This window comes from Pseudomonas sp. GW531-T4 (assembly GCF_017349615.1).
Lineage (GTDB): Bacteria > Pseudomonadota > Gammaproteobacteria > Pseudomonadales > Pseudomonadaceae > Aquipseudomonas > Aquipseudomonas chlororaphis_I.
Genome location: NZ_JACMZT010000028.1, coordinates 1 through 20,451, shown reverse-complemented (window position 1 = coordinate 20,451; position 20,451 = coordinate 1). Strand labels below are relative to the sequence as shown.

Annotated in this window: 14 protein-coding genes; 2 read left to right on the top strand and 12 right to left on the bottom strand. The window is 63.8% G+C overall.

Translation table 11 applies throughout. The features are described 5' to 3' along the window. Window positions 1–9: 9 nt before the first annotated feature. The 12 genes from J4D28_RS20825 to glnE all read right to left on the bottom strand — a co-directional run bounded on the left by J4D28_RS20825 (window position 10) and on the right by glnE (window position 15,499). A complete protein-coding gene (locus tag J4D28_RS20825; RefSeq protein WP_053268082.1) occupies window positions 10–1,416 on the bottom strand; it encodes a PIG-L deacetylase family protein in 1,407 nt (468 codons plus the stop codon). Then, window positions 1,413–2,309, bottom strand: a complete 897-nt coding sequence (locus J4D28_RS20820; protein ID WP_103330894.1) for an antimicrobial resistance protein Mig-14 — start codon at window positions 2,307–2,309, stop codon at window positions 1,413–1,415. The genes J4D28_RS20825 and J4D28_RS20820 overlap by 4 nt, the downstream gene beginning before the upstream one ends. After that, window positions 2,309–3,439, bottom strand: coding sequence for a glycosyltransferase (locus J4D28_RS20815; protein WP_009046652.1), 1,131 nt, complete (start codon window positions 3,437–3,439; stop codon window positions 2,309–2,311). The genes J4D28_RS20820 and J4D28_RS20815 overlap by 1 nt, the downstream gene beginning before the upstream one ends. Beyond that, on the bottom strand, window positions 3,423–5,180 hold the full coding sequence (locus tag J4D28_RS20810) for a carbamoyltransferase (RefSeq protein WP_009041869.1): 1,758 nt from the start codon (window positions 5,178–5,180) through the stop codon (window positions 3,423–3,425). The genes J4D28_RS20815 and J4D28_RS20810 overlap by 17 nt, the downstream gene beginning before the upstream one ends. Before the next feature lie 278 nt (window positions 5,181–5,458). Further along, on the bottom strand, window positions 5,459–6,913 hold the full coding sequence (locus J4D28_RS20805; protein ID WP_009046651.1) for a lipopolysaccharide kinase InaA family protein: 1,455 nt from the start codon (window positions 6,911–6,913) through the stop codon (window positions 5,459–5,461). Continuing rightward, the gene (locus J4D28_RS20800) at window positions 6,913–7,665 is read right to left on the bottom strand and encodes a lipopolysaccharide kinase InaA family protein (RefSeq protein WP_009046650.1); all 753 of its coding nucleotides are present in this window, start codon (window positions 7,663–7,665) and stop codon (window positions 6,913–6,915) included. Before J4D28_RS20800 ends, J4D28_RS20805 begins: the two co-directional genes overlap by 1 nt. Beyond that, window positions 7,662–8,396, bottom strand: coding sequence for a lipopolysaccharide kinase InaA family protein (locus tag J4D28_RS20795; protein ID WP_009046649.1), 735 nt, complete (start codon window positions 8,394–8,396; stop codon window positions 7,662–7,664). The genes J4D28_RS20800 and J4D28_RS20795 overlap by 4 nt, the downstream gene beginning before the upstream one ends. After that, window positions 8,396–9,202 (bottom strand): lipopolysaccharide core heptose(I) kinase RfaP, encoded by an 807-nt coding sequence (gene rfaP / locus J4D28_RS20790; protein ID WP_009046648.1) that lies wholly within the window; start codon window positions 9,200–9,202, stop codon window positions 8,396–8,398. Before rfaP ends, J4D28_RS20795 begins: the two co-directional genes overlap by 1 nt. Further along, on the bottom strand, window positions 9,202–10,323 hold the full coding sequence (locus J4D28_RS20785) for a glycosyltransferase family 4 protein (protein WP_009041865.1): 1,122 nt from the start codon (window positions 10,321–10,323) through the stop codon (window positions 9,202–9,204). Before J4D28_RS20785 ends, rfaP begins: the two co-directional genes overlap by 1 nt. Beyond that, window positions 10,323–11,384 (bottom strand): lipopolysaccharide heptosyltransferase I, encoded by a 1,062-nt coding sequence (gene waaC / locus J4D28_RS20780; RefSeq protein WP_028683756.1) that lies wholly within the window; start codon window positions 11,382–11,384, stop codon window positions 10,323–10,325. Before waaC ends, J4D28_RS20785 begins: the two co-directional genes overlap by 1 nt. Next, window positions 11,385–12,419 (bottom strand): lipopolysaccharide heptosyltransferase II, encoded by a 1,035-nt coding sequence (gene waaF, locus J4D28_RS20775; protein ID WP_103330895.1) that lies wholly within the window; start codon window positions 12,417–12,419, stop codon window positions 11,385–11,387. Window positions 12,420–12,559: 140 nt separating this feature from the next. Then, the gene (gene glnE, locus J4D28_RS20770) at window positions 12,560–15,499 is read right to left on the bottom strand and encodes a bifunctional [glutamate--ammonia ligase]-adenylyl-L-tyrosine phosphorylase/[glutamate--ammonia-ligase] adenylyltransferase (RefSeq protein WP_103330896.1); all 2,940 of its coding nucleotides are present in this window, start codon (window positions 15,497–15,499) and stop codon (window positions 12,560–12,562) included. Window positions 15,500–15,880: 381 nt separating this feature from the next. Here glnE and aceE point away from each other — a divergent pair, with 381 nt between their 5' ends. Next, window positions 15,881–18,526, top strand: a complete 2,646-nt coding sequence (gene aceE, locus J4D28_RS20765) for a pyruvate dehydrogenase (acetyl-transferring), homodimeric type (RefSeq protein ID WP_009046644.1) — start codon at window positions 15,881–15,883, stop codon at window positions 18,524–18,526. 11 nt (window positions 18,527–18,537) lie between these two features. After that, a partial coding sequence (gene aceF, locus J4D28_RS20760) for a dihydrolipoyllysine-residue acetyltransferase (protein ID WP_207246443.1) occupies window positions 18,538–20,451 on the top strand: 1,914 nt, incomplete at its 3' end.

Sequence of the window (20,451 nt, the reverse complement as noted above, 5' to 3'; positions counted from 1 at the left end):
AATATCAATTTACAAACGCCAGAACAGCTCATGCCGGCGTACCGCCTTGCGGAAAAACTCGTTCTCGCCATAAGGCGAAGCGGCGCGGCCGGCCAACACACGCTGCAGGACCCGGCGCAGGCGGCGCTTGAACGGCGCCCGCGGCTGCAGGTCATGCATCATGCCCAGGGCCATCGCCTTGTCGCGTTGCTGCTCGACCGATAGCGGCAAGCAGCAGGGCCTGAGCTCCTGGGTCGGGTCGAACACCGGTGGCAGGGCAATGCCCGCCCCCGAATCGCCCATCGGCCAACGGTCGTTGTCATGCAAGTGATTGGCGTAACCGAGCAAGGTGGTCGGCTGCCACTCCAGCCCCTGCAACGCTTCCAATACCGCCTGCTGGGCGCAGAGGTGGTCCGGGTGCGGGTCGAGTGTCGGATGCGGCAGCACGATCACCTCGGGGCGCGCCTTGAGCAACAACGCCCGCAGGTCGGCCAAGAGGTTGTTCCAGGTCGGCGCGCCATCGGCATCCGCTGGCAGCGGGAACGAATTGAACTGGCGGAACAGGCGGATATCCGACAGCTCGGCCTCGCGGGACGCCACAGGGCGATTCGGCGCTGCCTGCATGGCCGGCAGTTGCAGGCAGAAGTACCCCAGCTGCACACAGCGCGCCTCGGCAACCCCGGCCCAACGCGGCACCGCGATGCTGTCCCAGGCCCGCAGCCGGCCCTTGATCCGCGCCGCATCGGCACCGTTCATGCCCATCTGCCGGTAATGCTCGGCCTCGATCTCGCCCGCGGTCAGCGTGACGATCCAGGTTTCGTCGGCCTGGCTGTACAGACCGAAGGCGGCCAGTTCTGCATCGTCGGCATGGGGGGCGATGACCATCACCCGCTGGTGGCGATAGTCCGGCTCGCGGAACACCGACAACAGCGGCTCGCCGTGCACCCGGCAGAAACGCCCGCGCAGTTGCAGCTTGCCGCTGGCCAGAGGCCGTGCCAGCCCGCTGAGGTTGAGATAACGCAAGCCGTTCACGCCGCGCTCGAATGTCTGCCGATCCTGCCCCGCCAAAGAGACGCAAGGGTCGAAAAAGCGCCCCAGCCAGGTGCTGCTGACCTTTACCGCGAGGATCAGGGTTTCATCCCCCGCCAGGTCGATCGCCTGGTCCAGCACCAGGCGCTCCTTGTCCAGGTGGACCTTGGGCTGCTCGGTGCCGAACGGAAAGCTGTACTGATAATCGTCCCGGGGCGAATAAAACAGGTGGTCGGCGAACCAGGCCTCATGGGCCACCCAGGCCAGCACCGCGAGCAGCAGCGGCAACCACCAGGCCACCAGCACACCGACGGCCACCAGTACCAGCAGGCCAATCAGCAGAGCGAGGCGCTTCTGCCGGCGATGGCGTTTGAGCAACTGTTGCTTGCGACTCGGTGGCTGATTCATACCGTGAACACCGGAACGGGGTTGCACCAGCGATCCTTGTACTCGCGATCGGCGCGACCGAAGGAAAAACGCAGCGGCTTGTCGATGGCCCGCGCCTGTTCCCAGGCACTTTGCGTATTGAGGAAACTCAACACGCTGCCAGGGCTGAACTCGCGGGTTTCAGGATCGACGCCACCGTTGATGTATTCGACGCTGATCCACTCCGGCGCTTCGACCCGGTACACCAGTTGAATGGCGATCGGCGCATCGTTGAGAAAAATCACCGAGCCGATCAGCAGCTCGCGCAGCAACTCGATGACTTCGGCCATGCGCTCGGCACCGGTGGCCGGGAACCCCCAGCGCCGCTGGAACAGATCGCAGTAGATGGCCGCCAGCTCCTGGCTGGAGAACTCGCCGACCGGACGCACCATGCCGCCCGCCTCTTCCAGCAGGCGCAGCTCGCGGCGCTGGTTGTAGCGAAACTTCTTCGACAGCTCTTCAGGCGTGCGAGCCATGGCCAGTTGTTCGGCCTGGAGCTTGAGGGTGCTGAAGCGGCCCTGGTTCAAGGCCGACAGGTAACGGCCGCGATGACGCAGCGGGGCCTGGGCCTCAGGCGCGGCCGGCAGGATCAGCTCGGCGTTGCCCAGGTCGAACAGGCCTTTCTTGCCGCGACGCTTGAGCACGTCCTTGGACAGCGCCAGGTCGCGCCCCCAGGTCGGGATCGCCGCCCGCAGTTCGCCGGCTTGTTCCCAGGCCAGGTAGCGGACCGGAATGCCCGCCAGGTTAGCCAGGCGCTCCACCACCAAAGGATGGGTGGCGACACTGCCGCCAAAACGCTGCCAGGCAGCGGCATAAGTCGAGGCGTCGACGACCGACCAGCCACGCTCGCGCCAGCCTTGGAATCGATTGAGCATCAGGGCCTCGCGGTCAGATCGGTAACTTGCGGCAGACGCCAGAAGGCGTCGCGAACAGCGCGGTCGGAGAATCGCTCGCGCAGGCGCTCGAACATCAGCTCGGCACACAGCAGGCGCTGGTTCTCATCCATCCCGGCCAGGTGTTGCAGGCCCTGGGCCATATGCTCGGCATCGCCCAGCGGAAACAGGATGCCGACGCCTTCGACCACTTCCTTGGCCCCGCCACAGGCCGTCGCCAGCAGCGGCACGCCGGCGGCCATGGCCTCCAGCAGCACCATGCCGAAGGGCTCGTGGTCGGAGCTCAGGGCGAAGGCATCGAAAGCGCGGAAGAAACGCCGGGCTTCTGTGACCTGGCCGAGGAACAGCACGCGGTCGGCGATGCCCAGCTCACGAGAAAGGTCCTTGAGGTTCTGCTCCAGGCGCCCGCTGCCGAGAATCGCCAGCTGGCTTTCCCGAGGCAGCCCCGGCAAGGCCGCGGCAAATCCGCGCAGCAGGGTGGCCTGATCCTTGTCCGGATGCAGACGCCCGACATTGCCGACGATCCAGGCGGAAGACGACAGCCCCAGCTCCCGGCGCGCTTCGGCCTTCGGTAGCTGGGTCGCTTGCAAGGCTTCGACGTCGATCCGGTTGTACAGCGTCTGGATCCGCGCCGCCGGCCACTGCGGCAGGCAGCCGCGCATGTCGTCGCGCACCGCATCGGACACACCGAGCAGGCTCAGGCGCTTGCGGAACAGGTTGGCGAACAGGCGGCGACTGCCGCGCTGGTAATCGCCAAACGCATGATGCACACCGATCACCGGCAACGCGGTGCCCAGCAATGCGATGTAGATCGGTTTGAAGCGGTGGGCGATGCAGAAGCTGAAGTTGCGCGACGCGGCGATCTTGCGCAGGTCGCGTATAGCCCCCAGCTTCAGGCCACGGATGGCCTTGGAGCTGTATTCCATGAACAGCACTTCGTCGCTGGCGCAGCCATCGGCCACCTCGGCATCGGCGACCCCGGTGAGGAACACCGTGGTCACGCGATAGCCGCTGCCCGCGAACAGGCTGGCATATTGCCGGGCACAGTCCAGGAACGGCCCGTCATAGCCGTGGCAGAACTGCAGGACGTGGCGCTCAGCCGAGCGTGTCATAAGGATCCACGCCGTCTTTGACCACCAGGATGTCTTCCATGATCAGGTACTGCAGATCGGAGCCGAAGAACATGTTCAGGGCGTCGGTCGGCGAGCAGATCATCGGCTCGCCACGGCGGTTGAGCGAGGTGTTCAGCGACACGCCGTTGCCGGTCAGGACTTCCAGGGCCTTCATCATGTCGTAGTAGCGCGGGTTGTATTCGCGCTTGAGCACCTGGGCCCGGGAAGTGCCGTCTTCGTGGACCACTTCCGGCACGCGGGTCTTCCACTCTTCCGCCACTTCGAAGGTGAAGGTCATGAACGGTGCGGGGTGATCGACCTTGATCATCTGCGGACCGACGGTGTCGAGCATCGACGGGCAGAAAGGCCTCCAGCGCTCGCGGAACTTGATCTGCTCGTTGATCCGGTCGGCCACGCCGGTAGCGCTCGGGCAACCGATGATCGAACGACCGCCCAGGGCACGCGGACCGAACTCCATGCGGCCCTGGAACCAGGCCACCGGGTTGCCGTCGACCATGATCTTGGCGATACGCTCGGGGGTGTTGTCGATCTGGCGCCAGGCCGGCTTGTTCGGGTGACGGGCACAGGCGGCGATCACGTCTTCGTTGCTGTAGGACGGGCCGAGATAGACGTGTTCCATCTTCTCCACCGGCACGCCGCGCGCGTGGGAAACATAGGCCGCGGCACCGACCGCGGTACCGGCATCGCCGGACGCCGGTTGCACGAACAGCTCTTTGACTTCCGGACGGGCGATGATCTTCTGGTTCAGCTTGACGTTCAGCGCACAGCCGCCGGCGAAGGCCAGCTTGCCGGTTTCCTTGAGGATGTCGCCCAGGTAGTGGTCGATCATCTGCAGCGCCAGCTTCTCGAACAGCGCCTGCATGCTGGCCGCGTAGTGGATGTACGGCTCGTCGGCGATGTCGCCTTCGCGCTTCGGACCCAGCCACTCGATCAGCTTCGGCGAGAAGTAGAAACCCTTGCCCTTCTCTTTATAGCGGCGCAGGCCGATGACGTTGGCGTAATCGGTGTTGATCACCAGTTCGCCGTTTTCAAAGCTGGCCAGGCGGGAGAAGTCGTACTTGCTGGCATCGCCGTACGGCGCCATGCCCATGACCTTGAACTCGCCGTCGAGCATCTCGAAGCCGAGGAACTCGGTGATCGCGCCATACAGGCCGCCCAGGGAGTCCGGATCGTAGAATTCCTTGATCTTGTGGATCTTGCCGTTTTCGCCGTAGCCGAAGAAGGTCGTGGCGTACTCGCCCTTGCCGTCGATCCCGAGGATCGCGGTTTTCTCCTTGAAGCCGGAGCAGTGGTAGGCGCTGGAAGCGTGGGCCAGGTGGTGCTCGACCGGCTCGATCTTGATCTTCTTCGGATCGAAGCCCAGTTGCTCGAGGCACCAGACGATCTTGTTGCGATAACGCTTGTAGCGACGGTTGCCCATCAGGATCGCGTCGAGGGCGCGGTCCGGGGCGTACCAGTAACGCTTGGCGTAGTGCCAGCGGGCCTTGCCGAACAGGCTGATCGGCGCGAACGGAATCGCTACCACGTCAACGTCGGAAGGCTTGATGCCGGCCTGTTCCAGACAGAACTTCGCCGATTCGTAGGGCATGCGGTTCTTTGCATGTTTATCGCGTACGAAGCGCTCTTCTTCGGCAGCCGCCACCAGCTTGCCGTCGATGTACAGCGCTGCGGAAGGATCATGGCTAAGGGCGCCGGACAGGCCAAGAATCGTCAATGCCACAGGGGTCTAGCCTCTTAAGTCTGCATGCAGGCGACGTGCGCCTGGAATTAATGTGCTCCCCGCCAGGGGCGAGAAACAGCTAAAGGGCGGGATTATAGCGTAAACCTGCCGCGGGATGATCCCTGACGTTTCAGCGCCGGGCGCTGGCGCCAAATATGGCTTGCGAGGGATCTGTAGCCGCTGCCGCAGGCGGCGATAAGGCTCGAAGAGCCTTTCTGCGATCTCCAGAGCGCGACCGCTTCGCGCTCGATCGCAGCCTGCGGCAGCGGCTACAGGCCTTAGCCTACGGACGATTCGGCGGTTTTAGGCAGGCGCTGGTCGATGACCTGATACAGCGCGCTGCTCTGCGGCCAGTTGCGCATGAAGCGCGCCCGGTCGCGGGCGTAGGCCGGGGCGAAGCTGCCGAGACTGTGATGCTGGCACATGGAGTCCAGGTCGATCAGCGCCCAGCGATCCTCTTGCCAGAACAGGTTGTGCCCCTTGAAGTCGCCATGGCTGATGCGTTCGCGAATCAACTCGGCAAACAGCCGGTCCAGCGCCTGCAACTCGGCCTCTGGAGCTGCGCCGCTATCGATATAGGGCGCGAAGCGCTCGATGATGTCCGGCCCGGCCAGGTATTCGGTCACCAGATAGGCCCGGCTGCGCAGCCAGAGGAAACGCTTCTCCAGCAAGGCCAGCGGCTTGGGCGTGGCAATGCCGAGGAATGCCAGGCGATTGCCTTCCTGCCACGAATGCCAGGCCCGGCTGGGGCGCCAGAAGCGTTTGAGCCAATGGGCAAAACCCTTGATGTTGTAGCGCTTGACCACCAGGGTGCGGCCCGCCACTTCGACCCGGCCGACGCTGGCGGCGCCACCGGTCTTGTACAGGTGCCCCCGGTCCAGCAGCGCGTCTGCCTGTTCCAGCACCGGCAGCATCGCTGCTTCTTCCTCGCGCCGAATCGCCCGCAAGGCGAAGGGACCGCGCAGCACGCTGAACAGGGTGCACTCGCGACCGATCTTGTTGAGAAAATCCTTCAAGCGCCAGCTGCGCACCTTGTCCACCTGCTTCTGCAAGGCTTCCAGCGGCAAGGCATGCTCGGCATTGTTCAGCAGGTAATGCACCAGCAGCTCTTCGGTGAAGGGCTCCAGGCTCTTGGGCAACTGGGCGAAAAACACCCCGAGGTTTTCCAGGACCTTCTGCCGGGACAGCGGTTTGCCTGCCTGTTCCACGCAGATCCCGGCACCGTCGATCAGGTACAGCTTGCCCTGATGACGCAGCAGGTTGTCCAGATGCAGGTCTTCCTGCCACAGGCCCTTGCTGTGCAATTCGGCGATGGCGGCCAGGGCTTCGGCGAGTACCGCCTGCTGCTCATCGGCCAGCGCCGGCAACGATTCCACCTGTTTCCAGGCATCGCCCAGGCTCTCGGAACCTTCCAGGAACTCGAACAACAGCCAGCCGCCCTCGCCTTCCTTCAGGCCGTCGGCCAGCAGCAGCGGCGTGGTCATGCCCTGTTCTTCAAGCAGGCGCACGCCCTGCAGCTCACGCTGGAAATGCCGCGCCGCCTTGGCGCCCACCAGCAACTTGGCCAGCACCGGACGCCCGCGCCAGACACCGGCGCCGACATAACGCTGCCCTGGCAGCACCCGCAGCAGACTGAACAACTGCAGCGTCGCAGGTCCAGCAGCGTCGGCCAGCTCCAGGCTCAACGGCAGGCTTGGCGCACGGCCGGCCTGCTTGAGTTCGGACAGGCGCATCAGCGAGTCTCCTTATGGCTGCGGCGTGCACTCAGGCGGTTCAGCCAGGCATCGACCAGCGAGCTGTCCTGCGGCTGATCCAGGTAGGTCGCGAGCAAGGCACGCACATCGCCCTCACTCCAGACTGGGGCGCGACGCAACAGCGGCTCCAGGTCCTTGACCCGATCACGCTGGCCGAATAACAGCGGACGGGTCTTTTCCAGGTCGATCAATTGCGCCTGGTAACCGTCGCCGGTGGCCCGCAGAAAAATATGCTTGGGATAAAAACAGCCGTGCACCTGACGCACCGCATGCAGCTGGCGCGCCAGCAGGCCGCAGGCCCGCAGGATCGCCACGTGCTGGTCCGGGCTGAGCTGCGCCCACTGTTGCAGCAGCGAGTCCAGGTCGTTCCAGCCATCCAGCGCCCGGGTCAGCAGGATCGCCCGGGTTTCGCCTGCCACCTTGCGCTCGCCAAAGAAGGCCGCCTGCAAAGCCGGAATACCCAACTGCTGGTAGCGGCTGATATTGCGAAATTCGCGGGCGAAACTCGGCTCGCCGAACGGCCGGTGCAGGGTCCGCGTCAGGTAGTTGCTCTGGCGCTTGAGGTAGTAGCCGTGGCCTTCCAGGTCGAGGCGATACACGCTGCTCCAGCCCCCACCGTCGGTATTGGGCTCGTCCACCGCCTCAAGCTGCTTGGCCCACAACGCGTCGAAGCTGTCGAGGCCGTGGCGCTCCAGCAACGCACGGTCCTGAGCCGCCAGGAAATCGGTCATTCGCGTCCCTCGAAAAATCTCAGCACATGCCGGATACGGCACTTGTCCGCGGCATTCAGCCGGGTGCGCTGGCGGTACTGCAAATAGAAGCGCAGGCGCTGGGTGGCGGACAAATGATACTTGGCCACCTTGTCCAGGCACGCCAGGTCCTTGGTGATCCGGTACTTGAGCCAGAAACCGCGCCAGAAATCGCCATTGGGGCAATCGATCAGGTACAGCCGGGCATCGTCGTCGATCAGCAGGTTGCGCCACTTCAAGTCGTTATGGGTGAAGCGGTGCTCATGCATGATCCGCGTGTAGCGTGCCAGCTGCTGGCTGACCCGGTCCACCCAGGCCCGATCGGCCAGTAGCGGGTCGTTGCGCTCGGCCAGGACCGACAGGTCTTCGGTGCGTGGCAGCTCGCGGGTGATCATCGCCCCCCGGTCGTAGGCCAGGCCACGACGTTCCAGGCCCCAGGCCACCACCTCCGCCGTGGGAATGCCCCACTTGGCGAAACGCTTGAGGTTCTGCCACTCGGACTTGACCCGCGGCTTGCCCAGATAGCGCCGCAGATTCTTGCCGGCGCCGGTGTAGCGCTTGACGTAATAGTTGATGCCGTTGCGCTCGACACGGATGACCTCCGACAACGGGTCGCGGGTCAGGTGTTCGCCCTTGAGGGCAAAGACCGCATCCAGACTGCCGAAGTCCTGCGCCAGCTCCCGATACCCAGGTTCAAGGTTCCAACCCGCCATCAGAGCGCATCTCCGTACCGCTGCTTGCGTGCGTACAGCTTGTTGGCCTTGCCCTCCAGCCAGGTCAGCAGCGCCGCCTCGTCGCTCAGGATCTGCCGCAGCGGCTGCTGGAAGTAACCCTTGAGGAAACGCAGCTTGTCGCGCCGGGTCAGGCCGATGTCCAGGGCCGAGAAATACAGCGCCGCCAGGTCCTTGTCGCGCCAGCGCCGGGTGATTGCCGGACGGGTCTGGGCGCGGTGCAAGTCGATCACCGAGAGCTTGAAGTCATCGGGCGTCACCGGCTTGTCGGTGTGCAGCAGGAAGTGGCAGATGTAGCAGTCGCGATGGTTGACCCCGGCGCGGTGCATCATGCCGGTCATGCGCGCCACTTCGGCGATCAGCGCGCGCTTGAGCCTGGGCTGCGGCGGCTGCTTGACCCAGTCGATGCTGAAGTCTTCGAGGCTGATGGTCGGCGCCAGCTCTTCGGTCACGATGAACGAATGCTGGTTGGCCGGGTTGCTGCCGCGCTCGCCATAGGCCACGGCGGTCATGGTCGGCACGCCGGCTTCCTGCAGGCGCTGGATAGCCTGCCATTCCTGGCCCGCGCCGAGCACCGGCAGCTTGGCGGTGAGCAGGTTCTTGAAGATCTCGCCCCAACCGATACCGCGGTGAATCTTTACGAAGAACCCTTCGCCGGCCACCTCGGTACGCAAGGTACGGCGGGCTTCGAGTTCACGGTAGACCTGGCCGTCCAGACGCTCGACTTCGGCGAACGCATCGCGTCCGGCCCAAAGGGTCTTGAACGGTTCGGCAAGAATCAACTTCATCAGTGTTGCTCCGCCAGAATCACATCCGCAGCGTGCTGCGGCATGCTATAGAGGTCGGCCGTCTCGGCGAACGCCAGGCCGTTACGGCTCCAGGTCGCGCGTGCAGCGTCGTCGGTCAACATGGTGTTCAGGTATTGATTGAGCTGTCCCTGCTCCAATGGCTCGTCCAGCACCAGGCCACTGTCGGCCTCGGCGATGTAATGGGCATAACCGCAGACCGCGCTGACCAGCACCGGCAAGCCGGCCACCAGCGCTTCCAGCAGCACAGTACCGGTGTTTTCGTTGTACGCCGGATGGATCAACAGGTCGGCGCCCAACAGGAAACGCGGGATATCACTGCGCCCCTTGAGGAACTGCACATGCTCGCCCAGGCCCAATGCGGCGCTCTGCAATTGGAATACTTTGGGGTCGTCCTGGCCAATTACAAATAGCCGGGTGCGTTTCTTCAGCTCCGGCGGCAAGGCGGCCACAGCCTTGAGGCTGCGATCCACGCCCTTGGTCTTGAACCCGGAGCCGATCTGCACCAGCAGCAAGTCATCGTCTTTCAGGGCGAACTCGCGACGGAATTCGGCGCGGATCTCCGCCGCGTTGGCCGGCGCGCGACGGTCCTGGGCGATGCCTGGCGGCAGCAGGTGGAAACGTTCCACCGGGGTGTCGTAATGCTTGATGAACAGCGGCTGCTGGACCTCGGAAATCATCAGCACTTCAGTCTTCGCGTCCCGGGCGAACACCGCCCGCTCGTATTCGGCGAAGTGCCGGTAGCGGCCCCAACGGCGGTACAGCGAATGACGCAGGTTCTGCGCCTTGTCTTCGAAGCAGCCGTCGGCGGCGTAATACACATCCAGCCCGGGCATCTTGTTGAAGCCGATCAGGCGGTCCACCGGACGCTTGGCCAGGTCGGCCTCCATCCAGGCACTGAGTTTCTCGTTACGCCGATGGTTGAAGAACGCCTTGACCGGCGCCACCAGCACTTCGAAACCTGGCGGTACATCGCCTTCCCAGATCAGCGTGTAGACACGGATCTGGTGCCCGCGCTTCTGGCACTCCAGGGCGATGCGCATGAAATCCCGCTGCAGGCCGCCGAACGGGAAGTATTTATAAAGGACAAAAGCCAATTGCATCAGCGCAGCTCCTCAGCCAGTAACAACCTGCTCAGCCGGCTGGCGACACGCTCAGGATTCAGACGCGTGAAGCACAACGGCCACTCGCGTTTCAGGTCGAACCGCCGCTGATCTTCAGCCGTCGGTTGATAGGTGCATTTTTTCTGCAGGCACGGCGCGCAAGGGAAGTCGCTGGCCATATGGATCTGCGCCTTGCCATAGGCGCCGGTCAGGCCCGGGTTGGTCGGGCCGAACAGGGAAATGGTCGGCACATCCAGCGCCGCTGCGAGATGGCCAAGCCCGGTATCCACCGCGACGCAGGCCTGGGCTTGCGCCAGCACCTTGGCGACACCCGCCAGGTTCAGCTTCGGCAGCACAGTGGCGTTGCCCAAGCCCTTGGCAATACGCTCGGCCCGGGCCTTTTCCGCCGGGTTGCCCCACGGCAGCTTGACCTCGACGCCCAGTTGGCCCATGCGTTCGGCCAGCTCGCGCCAGTAGGCTTCCGGCCAGTGCTTGGTGTCCCAGGTGGTGCCGTGCAGGAACACCACGAACGGCTTGGGCCGCGGCAGTTCCACCAGCTTCTCGACGTTCAGGCCGTAATCGCCCAGGCCCTGGGGCAAGTCATAACCCAGGGCCACGGCGAACAGCTGGCGCACACGCTCTACGGCATGCTGGCCGCGGGCGACGGCCAGGCGCCGCGAATAGAAACGCGCCGCCAGGGGCTCGCGGGCCGAGTGCTTGTCCAGGCCGGCCACCGGCGCCTTGACGTAGCGCGTCAGCCAGGCGCTTTTCAGCAAGCCCTGGGCGTCGATCACCAAGTCGTATTGAGTCGCACGCACGCTCTGCTTGAAGCGCCGCCACTCGCCACTCTTGATGGTTTGCCAGATGTTCTTGCGCCAGCGGCGAATCGCCACCGGGATCACTTTATCCACAGCCGGGTGCCAGGTCGGGATTTCCGCAAACCCCTCTTCCACCACCCAGTCGAACTTGATCCCGGGGATCGCCCGCGCCGCATCGGTCAGCGCCGGCAGCGCATGGATCACGTCACCCAGGGAGGAAGTCTTGATCAACAGTACCCGCACTTACCGAACCTCGACCGCGGTGCCCTGCAACCGCTGCAAGGCCTGGTCCACCGAGTCTGGCAGCAGCTGGCGCAGGCAGTTGTAATGGCCAAAGCGGCAGGTGCGATCGAAGCACGGACTGCACTCGATGCCCAGGCGCACGACTTCGACCTGGTCGGCCAGCGGCGGGGTGAAACCCGGCGACGTCGAGCCATACACCGCCACCAGCGGGCGATTCAGCGCCGCCGCCACGTGCATCAGCCCGGAGTCGTTGGACACCACGGAATCGGCGCAGGACAGCAGGTCGATGGCCTCGGCCAGGGAGGTGCCGCCGCAGAGGTTGACCGATTCTTCGCGCAGCCCCGGAATCAGCCGGGCGCGAATATCTTCGCCAACCACGTGATCGTTCTTCGAACCGAACAGCCAGACCTGCCAGCCCTCGCGGATCTTCAGCTCGGCGACCTTGGCGTAATGCTCGGACGGCCAGCGCTTGGCCTCGCCGAACTCGGCTCCCGGACACAGCGCCAGCACCGGGCGGTCCAGGGTCAGGCCGAACTTGGCCAGCGCCGCTTCGCGGCTGGCCGGGTCGATCTGCAGGTCGGGACGCGGATACGGCTTGGGCAGCTCGGCGCCCGGCTCGTAAGCCAGCGCCATGAAGCGCTCGATCATCAGCGGATAACGTTCTTTGTCCAGCGTGCGCACGTCGTTGAGCAGGCCGTAGCGGAACTCGCCGCGCCAGCCGGTACGTTGCGCGATGCCGGCAAAGAACGGCACCAGCGCCGACTTCAACGAGTTGGGCAGCAGGATGGCCTGGTCGTACTGGCCGGCCAGGGATTTGCCGATGCGCCGGCGGGTCGCCAGTTCCAGCACGCCGTGGCCGAGCGGGAAGCTCAAGGCCTGCCGCACTTGCGGCATGCGCTCCAGGATCGGCCGGCTCCACTCGGGGGCCAGCACGTCGATCTCGCACTGAGGATGGCGTTGTTTCAGGCACTGGAAGAGTGTCTGCGCCATCACCATGTCACCGACCCAACTGGGCCCAACAATCAGAATATTCATGTGGTTTCCAAAAACGAACCGGGGAGGCTTACGCCTCCCCGCCTCGAGAATCCAGCCCTGCGGCATTCACCGCCAGCTCATTGTGGACGAGCCGCAACAGGGCTCGCCGGATACATTTGTGGCAACGCAGCGCACGCTGCCTAGCTTAGCCCCAGCTCGCGCCAAATCCGCAATACCTCCCGTCGCTCGCTGGCGAACTGGTCGCCGGCGATGACCCCGGCCTCGTTCTGCAAGGCCTGGCGGTGAGCCGCGGAACGGTAGGCCTTGTAGACCTCGCGCAGCAGACTGGCGTCGGTCGCGGGCATCAGCCCGACTTCCTCCAGACCTTCCAGAATGCGGATATTGTCGGTGTAGCGCAGCAATGACGGGTGCTCTTGCGACCACGCCAGGGCCGCGTATTGCACCATAAATTCGATGTCGACGATACCTCCGGCGTCCTGCTTGAGGTCGAACGGCGCCGTGGCCTCGAAGGCATTTGCCGCGGTTCCGGCGGCCGTCGCCTTGGTCCCCAGGTTGTCGCGCATCTTGGCCCGCATCTCGCTGACCTCCTGCTGCAACTTGGGCAGGTCACGGGCACGCCCCAGCACCGCAGCCCGCACTTTCTCGAAGGCCTGGCCGACATCCTGGCTACCTACCAATACCCGGGCGCGCACCAGCGCCTGATGCTCCCAGGTCCAGGCTTCGTTCTCCTGATAACGGGCGAACGCCCCCAGCGAACTCACCAGCAAGCCCGACGCCCCGGACGGCCGCAGGCGCATGTCCACTTCGTACAGCTGGCCGGAGTTGGTCTGGGTGGTCAGCAGGTGAATGATCCGCTGGCCCAGGCGGGTGAAGAACTGCGCGCCGTCGATCGGTTTCGGGCCATCGGTTTCCGCCTGCGGATCGCCGTCATGGATGAACACCAGGTCCAGGTCGGAACCATGCCCGAGTTCCAGGCCGCCGACTTTCCCATAACCGACAATAATGAAGCCGGGATCGCACAAGGTGCCATCGGTGCGCTGCGGAGCGCCGTATTTGGCCACCGTCTGGCGCCAGGCCAGGGCCAGCACCTGCTCGAGGATCGCCTCGGCCAGCCAGGTCAGGTAATCGCTGACTTTCATCAACGGCAGGCTGCCGGCGATTTCCGAAGCCGCCACTCGCAGACGGTGGGCCAGCTTGAAGTGACGCAGCGCCTCCATCTGCTGTTCCAGATCGTCCTCGGGGATGCGCGTCAGGCGCTCGCGCAACTCGGCGGCCAGTTCCGGCGCCAATGGCGGCTTGAACAGACGGCCCTCGTTAAGCAACTCATCGAGCAGCAGCGGGAAGCGGGTGATCTGCTCGGCGATCCACGGGCTGGCGGCACACAGGGTCAACAAGCGGCGCAAGGCCCCAGGGTTCTCGGTGAGCAGCACCAGGTAGGCGGAACGCCGCGCCACCGCCTCGACCAGCGGCAGCACGCGCTCCAGCACCAGGTCCGGATCAGCATGTTCCACCGCCTGGGCCAAAAGGCGCGGAATAAAGGCATCGAGGCGCTCTCGCCCCAAACGCTGCATGGCTCGCAATTGCGGGCTGCCACGCAGGCCGGCCAGCGCCCTGAGCGCCTTGGGTGCGTCATTGAAACCGCCTTCCTGCAACTGCCGACAAGCCGCTTCTTCGTCCTGGGCTTCTTCCCACAGCGGCAGCCATTCGCCGCCGACCACCACTTCGCACTCGTTGCCTTCGTCTTCATCCGGGTCGGCGATCACCTGGCGGAAATGCCACTCCACCCGACCGCGCCAATACATCAGGCGCTCATGGAACGCCGCCCAATCGGCAAACCCCAGCATGAAGGCAATGCGCGCCTGATCCTGTGGATTGTCCGGCAGCATCTGCGTCTGCCGGTCGGCGATCGCCTGGATCGCGTGCTCGGTGTAACGCAGGAATTCGTAACCTTCACGCAGCTCGGCGATCACCGCGAGCGGCAGGTAACCCTGCCCCTCCAGGGTGGTCAGCACCTTTAATAGAGGACGCTGTTGCAGGCTCAGGTCGCGCCCGCCGTGAATCAGCTGGAAAGCCTGGGCGATGAACTCGACTTCGCGGATCCCGCCGGAACCCAGCTTGATATTGTCGGCCATGCCCTTGCGCCGCACTTCCTGCTGGATCAGCTGCTTCATGGTGCGCAGCGCTTCGATCGCCGAGAAATCCAGGTAACGCCGATAGACAAAAGGCCGCAGCATATCGAGCAACTGCGCGCCGGCAACCTGGTCGCCCGCCACCACCCGCGCCTTGATCATCGCGTAGCGTTCCCAGTCGCGGCCCTGATCCTGGTAGTACTGCTCCAGCGCATTGAAACTCAGCACCAGGGCGCCCGCCGAACCATAGGGCCGCAGGCGCATGTCGACGCGGAACACGAAACCGTCGACGGTCATCGGGTCCAGCGCCTTGATCAGGCGCTGCCCCAGGCGGATGAAAAATTCCTGGTTATCCAGCGCACGCTTCACGCCCACGGTTTCCCCGCCTTCGGGGTAGGCGAAGATCAGGTCGATGTCGGACGACAGGTTCAGCTCGACGGCGCCCAGCTTGCCCATGCCGAGGATGACCATCTGCTGCGGCTCGCCGCTGCGTCGGCCGGTGGGAACACCGAACTGCTCGCAGTGGCGCTGGTACAACCATTGATAGGCCTGGTCGATGCAGGCGTCGGCCATGTCCGACAGGTCGCGGCAGGTCTGCACCAGATCCGCCTGGCGCGTCAGGTCGCGCCAGATGATCCGCACCTGATGACGATTGCGCTGACGCCGCAGCACCCGCCCCAGTTCGTCTTCACTGGTGGCCTGCTGCACCGCTGCGGCGATCTGCGCGCACAGCTCGCCCGGGCCGAAGCCGCGGTCGAGTTCGCCGCCGTGCACCAGCTCCAGCAACATCAAAGGGTCACGAAGGCTCTGTTCAATGAAGAAGTCGCTGGCGGCGCTCACCCGGGCAAACTCGGCCCAGCGTTCGGGGGGCCAGGCGGCGAGCCCATGATCGTCGTCCAGGGTCGCCACGGCGCTACGGAACGACTGCTCCGCACGGCTGACAAAAGGCAGGAGAATCGCTGGGAGTTCGGCAAGCGCGGGCAGGCTCATGGGCTATCCTTGATCGGCGTAGAAAGGGGCGGTCGGGGCAAATTCTGCGGGCGCGGCCCTTGAAGGACTGTCGAACAAAAGTTAGAAATAGCTGAAATTTTTATTATTTTGGCAGCCAGCATCAAATTCTTACCCATTGGTATTGGAAATCGACCAACAGTAACGATTATTCTCACAACACAGCAGGAGGCCACAAGCCAATCTTCTGTAGTTTTACTACTCGTCTATACATTCGAAAGGCTGAAATGGCCGACGATTTGTAGTAAAACTACACGCCGCCGTATCAACCTCCGGCAATCCAAGAATTTTATCGTCTGCCCACAAGGCCAGTCGCAAACTCAGGCAACCGATTCTGGAAGCCTTTCCGCCCTGGAGCAAGCCATGCAAGACCTCGATCCCGTCGAAACCCAGGAATGGCTGGACGCCCTGGAATCGGTTCTCGACAAAGAAGGCGAAGACCGTGCTCACTATCTGATGACCCGCATGGGCGAACTCGCGACCCGCAGCGGCTCGCAACTGCCCTACGCCATCACCACGCCGTACCGCAACACGATTCCCGTCACCCACGAAGCACGCATGCCTGGCGACCTGTTCATGGAACGCCGCATTCGCTCGCTGGTACGTTGGAACGCGTTGGCCATGGTCATGCGTACGAACCTGAAAGATTCTGACCTGGGCGGTCACATCTCCAGCTTCGCCTCCAGTGCGACTCTGTATGACATCGGCTTCAACTACTTCTTCCAGGCGCCAACCGAAGAACATGGCGGCGACCTGATCTACTTCCAGGGCCACGCCTCCCCTGGCGTCTACGCTCGCGCTTTCATGGAAGGCCGCATCAGCGAAGACCAGATGAACAACTTCCGCCAGGAAGTGGACGGCAACGGCCTGTCCTCCTACCCGCACCCATGGCTGATGCCTGACTTCTGGCAGTTCCCGACCGTATCCATGGGTCTGGGTCCGATCCAGGCGATCTACCAGGCGCGCTTCATGAAGTACCTGGAAGCCCGCGGCTTCATCCAGCCAGGCAAGCAGAAAGTCTGGTGCTTCATGGGCGACGGCGAGTGCGACGAGCCGGAATCCCTGGGCGCAATCTCCCTGGCCGGCCGCGAGAAGCTGGACAACCTGATCTTCGTCATCAACTGCAACCTGCAGCGCCTCGACGGCCCGGTTCGCGGCAACGGCAAGATCATCCAGGAACTCGAAGGCGTGTTCCGTGGCGCCCAGTGGAATGTGAACAAAGTCATCTGGGGCCGTTTCTGGGACCCACTGCTGGCCAAGGACACCCACGGCATCCTGCAACGCCGCATGGACGAAGTCATCGACGGCGAGTACCAGAACTACAAGGCCAAAGACGGCGCCTTCGTGCGTGAGCACTTCTTCAACACGCCTGAACTCAAGGCAATGGTCGAAGACCTGTCCGACGAGGAAATCTGGAAACTCAACCGTGGCGGCCACGACCCGTACAAGGTCTATGCGGCCTACCACGAAGCGGTCAACCACAAAGAGCAACCGACCGTCATCCTGGCCAAGACCATCAAGGGTTATGGCACCGGCGCCGGCGAAGCGAAGAACACCGCGCACAACACCAAGAAAGTCGATGTCGACAGCCTGAAGTTGTTCCGCGACCGCTTCGACATTCCGGTCAAGGACGAAGAAATCGAAAACCTGCCGTTCTTCCGACCGGAAGAAGGCAGTGCCGAAGCCCGTTACCTGAGCGAGCGTCGTGCCGCACTGGGCGGTTTCGTGCCTCAGCGCCGTGCCAAGAGCTTCAACATTCCGACCCCGCCACTGGAAACCCTCAAGGCTATCCTCGACGGTTCGGGCGACCGCGAAATCTCCACCACCATGGCCTTCGTGCGGATCCTCGCGCAACTGGTCAAGGACAAGGAAATCGGCCAGCGCATCGTCCCGATCATCCCGGACGAAGCCCGTACCTTCGGTATGGAAGGCATGTTCCGTCAGTTGGGCATCTACTCGTCCGTCGGCCAGCTCTACGAGCCAGTCGATAAAGACCAGGTGATGTTCTACCGCGAAGACAAGAAGGGCCAGATCCTCGAGGAAGGCATCAACGAAGCGGGCGCCATGAGCTCCTTCATCGCGGCCGGTACTTCGTACTCCAGCCACAACCAGCCGATGCTGCCGTTCTACATCTTCTATTCGATGTTCGGCTTCCAGCGTATCGGCGACCTGGCCTGGGCCGCTGGCGACAGCCGTACCCGCGGCTTCCTGATCGGCGGTACCGCCGGCCGTACCACCCTCAACGGTGAAGGCCTGCAGCACGAAGACGGTCACAGCCACATGCTGGCGGGCACCATCCCGAACTGCCGTACCTTCGATCCGACCTATGGCTACGAGCTGGCGGTGATCATCCAGGACGGCATGAAGAAGATGACCGAAGAGCAACAGGACGTCTTCTACTACATCACCGTGATGAACGAGTCCTACCAGCAGCCAGCCATGCCGGCCGGTGTCGAGCAAGGCATCATCAAGGGCATGTACCTGCTCGAGGAAGACACCCGCGAAGCAGCGCACCACGTACAGCTGATGGGCTCCGGCACCATCCTGCGCGAAGTCCGTGAAGCGGCGAAGATCCTGCGTGAAGAATTCAACGTGGGCGCGGACGTGTGGAGCGTTACCAGCTTCAACGAACTGCGTCGCGATGGCCTGGCAGTCGAGCGCAGCAACCGTCTGCACCCGGGCCAGAAGCCTAAGCTGAGCTATGTCGAAGAGTGCCTGAGCGGCCGTAAAGGTCCGGTCATCGCCTCTACCGACTACATGAAGCTGTTCGCCGAACAGATTCGTCAGTGGGTCCCGTCCAAGGAATTCAAAGTCCTGGGCACCGACGGTTTCGGCCGCAGTGACAGCCGCAAGAAGCTGCGTCACTTCTTCGAAGTCGACCGTCATTTCGTGGTGTTGGCAGCCCTGGAAGCCTTGGCTGACCGTGGTGACATCGAACCTAAGGTCGTGGCCGAGGCCATCACCAAGTTCGGCATCAACCCGGAAAAACGCAACCCACTGGACTGCTGAGGAGATTTTTTGTGAGCGAACTCATTCGCGTACCTGACATCGGCAGCGGTGAAGGTGAAGTAATCGAACTGTTTGTGAAGGTCGGCGACCGTATCGAAGCCGACCAGAGCATCATGACGCTGGAATCGGACAAGGCCAGCATGGAAGTTCCGGCGCCCAAAGCCGGCGTCATCAAGAGCCTGAAAGTGAAGCTGGGCGATCGCCTGAAAGAAGGCGACGAGTTGCTGGAACTGGAAGTCGAGGGTGCCGCTGCCGCGGCGCCAGCGGCCGCCGCTCCGGCTGCCAAGGCCGAGGAAAAACCAGCTGTAGCGCCGGCTCCTGCCGCCCCTGCCGCTGCACCTGCCGCCGCTTCGACCCAGCAGGTCCACGTGCCGGATATCGGTTCGTCGGGCAAGGCCCAGATCATCGAGATCCAGGTCAAGGTCGGCGACACCGTCGAGGCCGACCAGTCGCTGATCACCCTCGAATCCGACAAGGCCAGCATGGAAATCCCATCGCCAGCCGCGGGCGTGGTCGAGAGCATCAGCGTCAAGCTCAACGATGAAGTTGGCACCGGCGACCTGATCCTGGCCCTGAAAGTGGCCGGCGCCGCCCCTGCCGCCGCTGCGCCTGCCCAGGCCGCCGCTCCGGCCGCTGCTGCTCCGGCACCGGCTGCTGCCGCACCTGCCGCCCCGGTAGCCGACAGCGTCCAGGACATCCACGTTCCGGACATCGGCTCGGCCGGCAAGGCCAAGATCATCGAAGTCCTGGTCAAGGCTGGCGACAGCGTTGAAGCCGACCAGTCGCTGATCACCCTCGAGTCCGACAAGGCCAGCATGGAAATTCCATCGCCAGCCGCCGGCATCGTGGAAAGCGTTGCGATCAAGCTGGACGACGAAGTCGGCACCGGCGACCTGATCCTCAAGCTGAAGGTCAAAGGCGCTGCCCCAGCGGCCGCCCCGGCGCCTGCCGCAGCCCCGGCTGCCGCCAAGCCTGAAGCCGCCCCTGCGGCCGCAGCAGCGGCACCTGCTGCAGCGCCAGCTGCCGCCCCGACCCAACCGGGCGCGAAAGTTCATGCCGGCCCTGCCGTGCGCCAGCTGGCGCGCGAGTTCGGCGTCGAGCTGAGCGCGGTGAGCCCGAGCGGCCCGCACGGTCGCATCCTGAAGGAAGACGTGCAGGTTTACGTCAAGGCCATGATGCAGAAGGCCAAGGAAGCTCCGGCAGCTGCCGGCGCAACCGGTGGCGCCGGCATCCCGCCGATTCCAGTGGTGGACTTCAGCCGCTTCGGCGAGATCGAAGAAGTGCCGATGACCCGCCTGATGCAGGCTGGCGCATCGAACCTGCATCGCAGCTGGCTGAACGTGCCTCACGTCACCCAGTTCGACTCGGCCGACATCACCGAGCTGGAAGCCTTCCGGATCGCCCAGAAAGCCGTCGCAGAGAAGGCCGGCGTCAAGCTGACCATCCTGCCGCTGCTGCTGAAATCCTGCGCGCACCTGCTCAAGGAACTGCCGGACTTCAACAGCTCGCTGGCGCCTAGCGGCAAAGCGATCATCCGCAAGAAGTACGTGAACATCGGCTTCGCGGTCGACACCCCGGATGGCCTGCTGGTACCGGTGATCAAGAACGTCGATCAGAAGAGCCTGCTGCAACTGGCTGCCGAAGCCGCTTCCCTGGCTGAAAAAGCCCGGACCAAGAAGCTCTCGGCGGACGACATGCAGGGCGCCTGCTTCACTATCTCCAGCCTCGGTCACATTGGCGGCACCGGCTTCACGCCGATCGTCAACGCACCGGAAGTGGCGATCCTCGGCGTTTCCAAGGCAACCATCCAGCCTGTCTGGGACGGCAAAGCCTTCCAGCCGAAGCTGATGCTGCCGCTGTCGCTGTCCTACGACCACCGTGTGATCAACGGTGCCGCTGCTGCACGCTTCACCAAGCGTCTGAGC